The following is a 10,602-nucleotide window of genomic DNA, read 5'->3' as shown; positions in this document are numbered from 1 at the left end:
CACCGGCCGGCTGCTGCGGCTTGGCGAGGGCATCGTACTGCTGCCGCTGGCCCCGGCCCAGGCCATGCGCACGCTCGCGACCCTGCCCCAGCCCTTCACTACCAGCCAGGCCAGGCAGGCTTTGGACACCACCCGGCGGGTGGCCGTCCCGCTGCTGGAATACCTGGATGGACGTGGGTGGACGCGCCGGCTGGATTCCGGGCACCGTACCCTCGCCTAGCCGGGGACCGGATGCGAGACCCGCTGCGGGTGTAGCGCAGTTCACGTGCCCCGGGCGGGCCGTGAAATGGACAGGGTCAAACCCTCTTTGATATGTTTATCTGGTTGTCGCGATCGCGATGAACACCGAAACTTCCCGCGGGAAACCGCGAGGGCTAGAGTTACGGCGGTCATAGCGTGGGGGAAACGCCCGGTCCCATACCGAACCCGGAAGCTAAGACCCACTGCGCCGATGGTACTGCACTCGGGAGGGTGTGGGAGAGTAGGACACCGCCGGACAATATTTGAACGGCTAGAGGCCCCACCAGCTGGTGGGGTCTCGCCTGTTTAACCTCCCCGCAGCGCAAGAGCGCCTTTAAAAGCCCAGGGTGGGGGTGCACCCAGTGCACCACCACCCGTGGGAGCTGGATCTTCGCGCCGGCTAGCTGCGCAGGTCGACCAGGTATTCCAGCAGTTCGGGAAGATCCGCCGGAGCGTCGATCCGGAAATGCGCCGCCGTTTGACCGGCCCCGACCTTGATTCCCAGGTCCCCCTCACCCAGGGCGTTGAAGCCGTCTTCGTCGGTGACGTCGTCGCCCACGAAGATCAGCGACTGGGCGCCGGTGACGGTGCGCAGCCACTGCAGGGCCTGGCCCTTGGTCGTCTTCAGCACGCTGGCCTCCAGCACCGCCTTGCCGGCCAACAACCGCAGCCCGGAAACGGCCTGCAGCTGGCGGTACGCCTCATCCAGAGCGGCCTGCCCGGTGACCGGGTCGGCCTGGCGGATGTGCAGCACCGTGGAGGCCGGCTTGTACTCCAGCGACGTGCCGTCGAAGGCATCGGAGATCTCGCCCAGGATCTGGGTGGTGTCCTGCAGCAGCTGCTCCTGCTGGGCATCCAGGTCAATGTGCTGGGCGTCGGTGTTCAGGAATTCAGGCAGAACCCGCTCGGCACCGTGCGAGCCGATGAGCACCTGGGGCCGCGGCGCCGGGTAGACGGCCTCCAGGGAGCGCAGGTCACGGCCGGAAATCAGGGCGGTGATCACCCCGGGCAGCCCGGCCAGCAGCTGGGCCGCAGCGGCGGAGGCCGGCAGCGGTCGCGCATCCTCCGGGCGGTCCACCAGCGGGGACATGGTGCCGTCAAAATCCAGGGCAATCACCAGGGGTGAAGTGCCCGACAGGCCGGTGAGGGCCCGACGCAGCTCGGGGCTAAGGGCTGAGACCAATGATCCATCCATGCTTCTGTCCATGTGTCTGTTCTATCGCGGGCCGCCAGACCGGTTAGGCCTTGACGCGCGACTTGATGGCCGCGAGTTCCTCCAGGAACTTGTTCGACCACCGCATTACGTCGTGCTCCTCCAGGTGGCGGAACATCCGGCGCATACGCCGTGACTGCTCCTGCGGCGACATGTTCGCGGCATCCACAATACGCTGTTTCATCCCGTCAATGTCGTGCGGGTTGACCAGCACCGCCTGGGTCAGCTGGTCGGCCGCGCCGGTGAACTCGGAGAGCACCAGCACGCCCTTGCCGTCCTGGTGGGCGGCCACGTACTCCTTGGCGACCAGGTTCATGCCGTCGCGCAGCGAGGTCACCAGCAGCACGTCGGCCGCCAGGTACAGGGCAATCATCTCGCGCATCGGGTAGGAATGGTGCAGGTAGCGCACCGTGGTGTGGCTGAGCGTGTCGTGCTGGCCGGTAATCTGGCCGACCATCAGCTCGACCTGGTTGCGCAGCTGGATGTAGCGGTCCACGTTCTCGCGGCTGGGGCTGGCGACCTGAATGAGGCAGACCTCACCGGCCTTGAGCTGCTTGTCGGCCAGGATCTCCCCGTAGGCCTTCAAGCGGTGGCGGATCCCCTTGGTGTAGTCCAGGCGGTCCACACCCAGCATCACGGTCTTCGGGTTGCCCAGGCCCTCACGGATCTGGCGGGCGCGTTCCTGGATCTGCGGATCCTTGGATAGCTCGGCCACATCGGCGGTGTCGATGGAGATCGGGTGGGCGGCGGCGCGGCACACGTTCTGAACGCTGTGCGAGGCATCCGGGGTCGCCTCATGGCCCTTGACCGAGTAGTTGGTGTAGCGACGCAGCCCGCGCACGAAGTTTGCCGCGTCGGTTTCGCGCTGGAAGCCCACCAGGTCGGCTCCGGCCAGGCCCTCCAGGATCTGGCGGCGCCAGGGCAGCTGGGAGAACAAGCTGGCCGGCGGGAACGGGATGTGGTTGAAGAACCCGATGCGCAGATCCGGGCGGGCCTCACGCAGCATCTTGGGCACCAGCTGCAGCTGGTAGTCGTGCACCCACACGGTCGCGCCGCGAGCTGCCACCCGCAGCACCGCGTCGGCAAAGCGGCGATTGACCTTGCGGTAGTTCTCCCACCAGGTGCGGTGGTATTCCGGGGGCACAATCACATCGTGGTACAGCGGCCACAGGGTCGAGTTGGAGAAGCCTTCGTAGTACAGCTGCAGGTCCTCTTCGGAGAGCGGAACCGGCACCATGTGGATTTCGTCCTTGTCGAAATCCTCCAGCACCTCGTCGGTGGCGCCATGCCACCCGACCCAGGCGCCGGTGGAGGCCGCCATGATGGGAGCCAACGCCGTCACCAGCCCACCGGGGGAGCGGCGCCATCCTGGCGAACCGTCCTCATTGGTGATGCGGTCAACCGGCAGACGGTTGGCGACCACCACGAAATCATAGTCCGTATCCGGGATCTGGATCTCAGTGTCCTGGCTCACGATTGACCTCCTGAATGTCGTGATTCGCGCATTCGGTGATTCATCTGCGCACGATGGTTCCACGACGAATTCTACTAACGTCGGGGACCCCATTACTTCATGAGCCTAGTGAATCAACGTGACGGAGGAAACTTGGATGGATATTTGTGTCTCCAGTTGGCGACGGATCCGCGCTGCCGGCTGAGCGGCATATTTGGGAAGCATAAGTGAGTGCTGTGAAGCGCTCTCAAGGGCGCCATTGGCGCGACTTCGCGCCAATGGATTGGCTAGGATTGTCTCGGATTCAGTCTGTCGCAGAGCAAGGACTCAGAGAATATGTCTTCAACAAACCCCCGGCCGTCCAAGTCTGAACGGCAGGCCGGCGCGCGCGAAAAGGCCGCGCAGATCCGAGCTGCCCAGGAAGCGGCGGAGAAGCGCAAGTCGCTGTTCGTCAAGCTGGGCGTCGTCGCCGCAGTGGTCGTGGTGATCGCGCTGGTGGTCGTACTGATCCTGCAGAACCAAAGCGGCAAGGTCGCCGATTCGGGGACGGCTCCGAAGGGCGGCAACGCCGCCGGCGGCATCACCCTGGTTTCGGACACCGAGTTCGCCTCAACTTCCGAAGTCAACGTGGATGTCAACAACGCTGGCGAAGCACAGCAGGGTGCGGAACCCAAGCCGCGCGACCTGAAGGTGGGAGCCAAGGGCGAACCGGTGAACATCACCATTTACGCCGATGCGAACTGTATTCATTGCGCAGACTTTGAAAAGACCTACGGCCAGCAGCTGCACCAGTGGCTGGCTGATGGCAAGGTCACCGTGGAATACCGCATGGTCGGTTACCTGGATCGTGGTTCGGCCACGAACTACTCCTCACGTGCGGCCAACGCCATGGCCTGCGTTGCCGATGCCGACCCTTCGGCCTACCTCGGTTTTGTCGAGGGCGTCTTTGCCCACTACGAGCAGGGCGAGATGAAGAATGCCCAGCTGGCAGAGTTGGCCAAGTCCAAGGGCGTGGACGTCTCCAAGTGCATCGATGACGGCACCTTCCGCCCGTTCGTGCAGTACACCACCGCAGCCGCCCAGGCTGACGGCATCGCCGGTACCCCGACGATCTTTGTCCAGGACAAGGAATTCGTGCTGGGCCAGGATGACTTCGTGGCCCAGGTCGAAGCGGCCATGAAGGCCAACGCCTAACCTCTTGGGGGTTCGCGGGAGGATCGGGTAGGATCCCGTATTGATCTCGCACCTAAGAAGCCGTGGGGAGTCCGCTATGACGCGGGCTCCCTTCGGCCGTTAAGAGGGCAGCTTTCGGCTGGCGCTGTGAGGGGCGAATTCGCCCGCCGGTGGCAGTTCCGATATTCTTATTCGGTACGCCTCCTTAGCTCAGCTGGCCAGAGCGTCTGTCTTGTAAACTGAAGGTCACCGGTTCGAATCCGGTAGGGGGCTCTCACCAACCCCGGTGAACGTGCCATATGCCGCATGTTCCCGGGGTTTTTCTGTGCACTGTTCCAGTGAGTTGAGTTATTCTTCGTCAATGGGAGTCACCTACTCGACGGTTTGTGGAGGCGCCGCTGGTTGGTATGGCAGTGCCCAGCGGCCTCCTCGGCGGGCACGATATTCGTGACGTACCCCGCATCGGAAGTTTTATACTCTCGTTTCGTCCAAAGCCGGTTCTTCCGGCGTGGTCGACACATGTATGCGCTCCACCGATAAAGATTAGCTACATGATTTCCTTGCGACAATAGTGTTAGTAACGATATGCGTCGTTGATGCTCTCATGAGAGATCTGCCAGGGTGTCCGCTAACGCCCATATAGGCCAGTTTTGGATTCGTTCTTGGTCTTCATTGGAAAGTAGATTGAAGCAATGCTGAGCTTCCTCGTGATCGGCAAGAAGTATTGCACAAGCGACCTCGAAGAGAGCTGCGTTGTCGAATTCTCCACGAATCGCTCGGCGCTTCAAAAGTCGTATACCGTCTAAGTCTTCTGGCGTCAGAACCGAGTTCCGGAATTTGATTTGCCATCGATTGATTGCGTGATGGGGTAATTCGCCCTGGCTAGAAATCAGCCACTGATTAAGATTCTTGGAAGCGGAGAGAAATCCTTGTTTGCGGGCTTCATCCTTGTCCGCGGCTCGGATCAGATTGAGAACCGTCTGGTTTGCCAGTTCCATCGTTTCGGGGTACTCGGAGATTGACGCATAGGCCTCCACGATGCGGTCCAGGTGTAAATTCAGCACCGATGGGAGTCGGTCGGCTTCAACAATTTCGTAAGGGGTTACGCGACACAGCTTTTCGGTGCCGGTGTTCGCATCATCGTATTGCATGATGAATTGCCGGTTCAGGTCCGGGGCAAAAAGGTCTCGATATGACCACAACCCGGGTGTCTCACCGTGAAGAGCGATTAATTCAACGCCATATGACCCGACAGGCTGGTAAACTCGGCCCGATCGGTCGAAATCCTGTGGAACTTCGATTTTCTTTACAAGGGCGTGATGCAACTGTACAAGCTGCTTTCCTCGCCTGTCGATCAGCGAATCGAGGTCTACAAGTGCAGGGTCAGTTCCGAGGTAGCCAAACAGCTCGTGTAGGGTCTGTAGATACGCAAAATGCTCTTGGAGTTCTTGATCCTGGCCGGTGGGGTGCAGTTCCACCCCTACTTCTGCGTCGTTGATTCTAAAATTGCCACGCTCCTGACACGCAAGCAGGAACCCTAAGTCGTTGAACCGGCCTCGCAGGCTGTTTTGCATGGATATAGTGATTGATCCAACGGGCTGATCTGGGGTTTCAGTTCTTCGAATGCTGAGTCCAGGGCTTAGCTGCAATTCCACGGTTTCCTTGTCGATTCGACGACGCACCGGACCGTGGAAAGTGAACGGGCCGCAGCTAACAGTCAGGTCGGTTCGTTCTCCAATGTACGACTCGGGAACGATCACGAATTCAGCTTTCAACGGGGCCGCGGCAATTGCGTCCGAACTGTATTCCAGCGTGTAATCGATCTCGGAATACTTCAATGTGACGGGGGCGCTAAGGTCTAATGCGCCGTCGGTATAAATCGTGAGCTCGCCTGGCTGTTTCAGTAGCGCGGCGTCAAGTCGTAACTCTGGGGATTCCTTCTTAGTCTGCAGAGCGAAATTTACAATCCTTTCCACCGCATTAGCTTCTGACGGAAACTTCTTAAGCAGAATGGAAACTGTTTTCTTGTCGGACCCTGCCTTGTCGAGCAGATCCTGAATCTTGTAAGGATTCAGAATGATATAGAAAGGTTTGCGCTGGTTCGTGTCACCAATCAGAAAAACAACGAAGTACAAGACCCCTGAGGTTTTTATGTAGCCCCTCAAGTCTTCCGTGGATATTGAGAACGACCGTTTGATCTTCGTCTTAGTTGAAACGCGGCGGCCTTTGACCTGGACGTCTACTCGTCCTCGGAAGGTGGCTTTCTTGTAATTTTCATCGTCATGTAGGTCAATGTACCCATCGGTCAACAATGTCTTGTCATTGGTAGTGATAACGGGGTTTAGATGCGGACATCGTGCAAGGATATCGCTGATTTGGTTCACAGCTAGTAGCTCCGCGCTCATAATTTCCATTATGCCCGGATAAAACGGCGCATGGTAGAACGGGATTAAACGGCCAAGGGACACATTTCGACAATAAGAATGCGGTTGAACAGCAATCTGCCGCTGCGTTTGACACCGGTCAGGCCGATGATCCTCATAGTGTTCCTCTCGTCGCGGGGCTGTTTCAGTGCCCTCGAAGGTTTCTATGCACGGGTTCGGCTGACGGATGTCACTTTTTGGTCGGCTTCTTTTTCCCGCCCAGCAGGCTTTTGACGACGGCGGACTCGCGGAAGGTGCGCTGGGCGCGGCGGCGGGCGTCGGTCAGGTTGCCTGAGGCGGTGCTCATTTCCACCGGGCAGGTGTGATTGGCGTCGATCGAGTAGCGGCGGCGGCATTCCGGGCACTCCTCGACCCACACGTTGACCGCGGGGCGGATGAACTTGTTCCAGGTGGCGTGCGGGTTGGTGGAGCTCAGGAACTCCTTGGCCACCTGCGGTTCGACCAGCCGGCCGATCACCTTGCCCACGTAGTTCACCGACAGGATCTTGGTGACCGAGTCGTAGGCGATGTCCTTGTACGCGCCGCCGAACAGCGACTTGCCTCCGGAACGGGTGCCGGTGCGCGCGCTCTTCTCCCGTCGGCGGTCCAGCAGGTTGCCGACCTCCTCCAGGGCGACGGTGGGGCGACGGGCTTCCAGGACGGCTGCGACCGCTTCGGCCGCCTGGTGGCCGCCGGAGCTGGCCCCGTGCTTGCCCAGGGTGGTGGTCTGCCATTCGCCGCTGGCGGTCTTTACCGCGCGCACCCACGAGTGCAGGGTCGCGCCGGAGGCGGTTTTCATTTCGATCGGGATGTCCAGCACCTCGTCGTTGATCGCCTTGGCGAACTCCTTGATGGCGGTGGCCGAAGGCATGCGCAGCTCAATGCCCGAGCCCTTGTAGGTGCGCAGCACGGTGCGCCGGTACCCGCCGGAGGAGTCCCCGGCCAGCTTGGCCTTGGTCCAGTCATCGGGCATCTTGTGGATTTCCTTGCCGGCCTCCTGGTAGTCGGCCAGGTAGGCGGACTTCTCCCAGAACTCGCGGGCGGTCAGCTTGCGCCCACCGTCCCGGACTTCCCTCCTGGCCGGGACGTATCCTTCGCCGGCCAGGGCGGCCAGGCGCAGGTCGGTGGAGTCCTGCAGGGCGATCTTGGCTGTGTTTCGTCAAGTTTAAGTAGGCCATTAAAGCTCTCAAAAGTAGGCCACTTCAGCACCGTTTTAGGCCATTTCAGCGGCATCGCCCCGATGCTGGCTCACGCTCTCGTCCGAGGTGAGCCAGCACCCTTGTGGCCGAGCTGGCCAGGGAGGGGCACTGCGGTGGGCTAGCCACCGTTTCAGCTGTGGCCCAGAAAGGCCGGAACATGCTGCTGTACAGGTGCGTTATCTCATCAACGCGTTCTTCACCCGGTAGGACTGGCCACGGAACTGCAGCAGCCTGCCGTGATGCACCAACCGGTCGATCACCGCCGCGGCCATGTTCTCATCGCCAAAGACCATGCCCCACCGTTTGAACTCCAGATTCGTGGTCAGCAGCAGGCTACGCTTCTCATAGCCGTCGGCAATGACCTGGAACAGCAACCGGGCACCTTCATCGTCAATGGGCAGGTACCCGAACTCGTCAACGACCAGCAGCTGGTTCTTGGCAATGGAGGCCAGCTCCTTATCCAGCCGGCCCTCGTCCTTGGCGCGGCGCAATTGCATCACTAACCCTGCGGTGGTGAAGAACTTCGTCGCGATGCCCCGCTGGCACGCAGCCACCGCCAATGCGGTCGCTAAATGGGTTTTACCGGTACCCACATCTCCGAACAGGATCAGGTCCTGGGCGTGGTCCAGGAAATCCAAATCCACCAGCTGTTCCCGCCCGTAATCCGACGGGAAGGTAATCGCGCTGAAGTCATACCCATCCAGCGTCTTCATTGCTGGCAGCTTCGCGGCGCGCAGCAACCTGGCCCGACGTGATTCAGCACGTGAGGCCTGTTCGGCCATGAGTAGCTCATACAGGAACTCACGCTGCTTCGGGGTGCCCTTACGGGCGAATTCATCCATCACGCTGCTGGTCAACGACGCAGCGCGTCCGGCCTCGACCAGCTCATCAATCTCGATCACGCTCATGCTGCCGGCACCCCCTGCGCGGCGGCACCAGCAGGCTGCTCAACCAGCTGGTCATAGACCCCCAGGTCAACGATTCCCGCCTCGAACTCCGTGCCCTGGGCAATCCGGCGGGCCAACATCCCCAGCGTCGGCCCGGACGGGTCCCCGCCGTCGGTGACTAGCTGCTCAGCGGTGTCCAACGCGGTCAGGAACCCGGTTGCTGACGAAGCGTCATGCAACGCGGTGAAGAACCGCCGCCGATCAACGGATTCAGCCGTATCAATCCAGTCCCGCACCGGATCAGCGAACTGGGCACGGATTGGTGAATTCGCCCAACCCCCTGGCTTGCGGGCCAACACGCCCAGCACGGTTGAAGGCTCGGTGATCGTTTCCGGGTGCTGCCCAAAGACCCTGGGGAAGGAGCGGATCACCGCTGCGTGCTCATCAAGCAGCTCCACCGTCTCATGCCGCAAGGGTCTGCTGAGGGTTTGGTTGACACCGTGATTTATGCCGCCAGAGCGACGGACTCGATTATTCTAGCCTCGAACTGGACAGGGGGCAGTTTCCCCAGCCTGCGTTGCTTGCGTTTGCGGTGATACTTTCCTTCCACCCACCCCACAATCGCCAGGCGCAGCTGTTGGCGGGTGGTCCACCAGCGCCGATCCAGCACGTTCTTCTGCAACAGGCTGAAAAACGATTCCATGGCCGCATTGTCACCGGCCGCACCGACCCGGCCCATGGATCCGACCAGCCCATGACGTTCGAGGGCCTGGGTGAATTTCCTGGAACGGAATTGACTGCCGCGGTCTGAATGCACCCGAACCCCACGTGGGTGTCCACGGTGTGCCACCGCCATCTCCAGGGCGTTGACCGCCAGCTGGGCCTTCATTCGCGAGTCCATCGAGTAGCCCACGATACGGTTGCTGAACACGTCCTTGATCGCACACAGGTATAGCTTGCCCTCACCGGTGTGATGCTCGGTGATGTCGGTCAGCCACAGCTGGTTGGGCTGCTCGGCGGTGAAATTCCGCTGCACTATGTCATCATGCACCGGCGGACCAGCCGGGGTGCACTTGCGCCGGCGCTTGCTGATCACCGAACGGATGCCCGCTTTGTTGCACAGCCGCCACACCCTGCGCTCGGAGACCTGGTAGCCCAGGTCCTCCAGGTCATCGGCCAGCACCCGGTACCCGCCTTCGGGGTCGTCTTGGTGCAGCTCACGCAGCTTCGCGGTCAGCTCCTGCTCTTCAACATCCCGCGCCGAGACGGGACACTTCAGCCACTTGTAATACGCCTGGGTACTGAATCCCAGGACCTAAGCACGTCACCACCACAGGCACACGTTTCCTGCCTGTTCTGGCGGCCAATTCACGGACGAGCGGGCCCATTATTTTGGGGAGCGGATATGAGGCTGGGACAGGTAGGCCGCGGCCTTGCGCAGCACCTCGTTCTCCATCTCGAGCTCCCGGATGCGCTTGAGCGCCTGGGACATCTCCTTGCGTTCTTCCGGGTCGGTCGACGGTGTCATTCCATGGGAATGGAACCGTGAATCGCGCACCCAGGACTGCAGCGCTGTCCTGGAGATCCCCAAATCATGACAGACCTGCTTCTGGGGAATCCCTGATTCCACCAGCGCCACCGCGTCGCGCTTGAACTCATCAGTGTAGACATTCTTGGGCATTGGATCTTCCTTCGTTTGAGCACCACCTTATCGAGGTGATGCGGTCGAAGTGTCAACCAAACCCTCAGCAGACCCATGGCGTAGCGGCCGGATGCGAATGATGCGGTCATGCTCTCTAGAATATGGCAGATGACCGTCACCCTGGACCGGCTGTTTTGCGGATACGGCACCGTGGTGAGTGTCGCCCAGGTGATCGACGGGATCTACCATCAACTGCGCTGAACTCAGCCGCCTCACGGCACGCCGCATGAGCGGGCGAAAGCCACCTGGGCGCGGAACAAGGCCCTGGCCAACGGCTGGCACAGGATGATGACCGAGGATGTCAGCGAGGCT

7 protein-coding genes, 1 tRNA gene, 1 rRNA gene and 2 pseudogenes are annotated in these 10,602 nt (G+C 60.9%); 4 read left to right on the top strand and 7 right to left on the bottom strand.

Annotated elements, in window-relative coordinates:
- Both RCJ92_RS03590 and rrf read left to right on the top strand, forming a co-directional pair.
- Positions 1-220: SelB domain-containing protein (locus RCJ92_RS03590; RefSeq protein ID WP_446753783.1), on the top strand; the 220-nt coding region annotated here is incomplete at its 5' end.
- Positions 221-381: 161 nt separating this feature from the next.
- Positions 382-498: ribosomal RNA gene (rrf, locus tag RCJ92_RS03585) — 5S ribosomal RNA — on the top strand.
- Between the two features lie 142 nt (positions 499-640).
- Here the strand turns inward: rrf and otsB are convergent.
- Positions 641-1,435, bottom strand: coding sequence for a trehalose-phosphatase (gene otsB / locus RCJ92_RS03580; RefSeq protein ID WP_446753782.1), 795 nt, complete (start codon positions 1,433-1,435; stop codon positions 641-643).
- Between the two features lie 43 nt (positions 1,436-1,478).
- Positions 1,479-2,927, bottom strand: a complete 1,449-nt coding sequence (locus RCJ92_RS03575; protein ID WP_446753781.1) for an alpha,alpha-trehalose-phosphate synthase (UDP-forming) — start codon at positions 2,925-2,927, stop codon at positions 1,479-1,481.
- Between the two features lie 315 nt (positions 2,928-3,242).
- Between RCJ92_RS03575 and RCJ92_RS03570 the strand changes: the two genes are divergently transcribed.
- Entirely contained in the window at positions 3,243-4,100 is an 858-nt protein-coding gene (locus RCJ92_RS03570; protein WP_446753780.1) for a DsbA family protein, read from the top strand.
- A gap of 178 nt (positions 4,101-4,278) precedes the next feature.
- Positions 4,279-4,352 (top strand) — tRNA-Thr (locus tag RCJ92_RS03565).
- Positions 4,353-4,681: 329 nt separating this feature from the next.
- Here the strand turns inward: RCJ92_RS03565 and RCJ92_RS03560 are convergent.
- The 5 genes and pseudogenes from RCJ92_RS03560 to RCJ92_RS03540 form a co-directional block, all read right to left on the bottom strand.
- Complete coding sequence (locus RCJ92_RS03560; RefSeq protein ID WP_138174882.1) at positions 4,682-6,484, bottom strand: hypothetical protein; 1,803 nt, start codon at positions 6,482-6,484, stop codon at positions 4,682-4,684.
- 208 nt (positions 6,485-6,692) lie between these two features.
- Positions 6,693-7,475 carry a hypothetical protein gene (locus RCJ92_RS03555; RefSeq protein WP_138174880.1) on the bottom strand — a complete coding sequence of 261 codons (783 nt, stop codon included), beginning with the start codon at positions 7,473-7,475 and terminating at the stop codon, positions 6,693-6,695.
- A 402-nt stretch (positions 7,476-7,877) separates the two neighbouring features.
- On the bottom strand, positions 7,878-8,609 hold the full coding sequence (gene istB, locus RCJ92_RS03550) for an IS21-like element helper ATPase IstB (protein ID WP_171021137.1): 732 nt from the start codon (positions 8,607-8,609) through the stop codon (positions 7,878-7,880).
- Positions 8,606-9,058, bottom strand: a pseudogene (locus tag RCJ92_RS03545) (IS21 family transposase); the annotation flags it as partial. The pseudogene RCJ92_RS03545 and the gene istB, both read right to left, overlap by 4 nt.
- Before the next feature lie 35 nt (positions 9,059-9,093).
- Positions 9,094-10,269: pseudogene (locus RCJ92_RS03540) on the bottom strand (IS3 family transposase).
- Positions 10,270-10,602 lie beyond the last annotated feature (333 nt).

The sequence above is a fragment of the Glutamicibacter sp. BSL13 genome (genome assembly GCF_052928425.1).
Note: the sequence above shows the minus strand (reverse complement) of the source record. Positions and strands in the feature narration are given on the sequence as shown.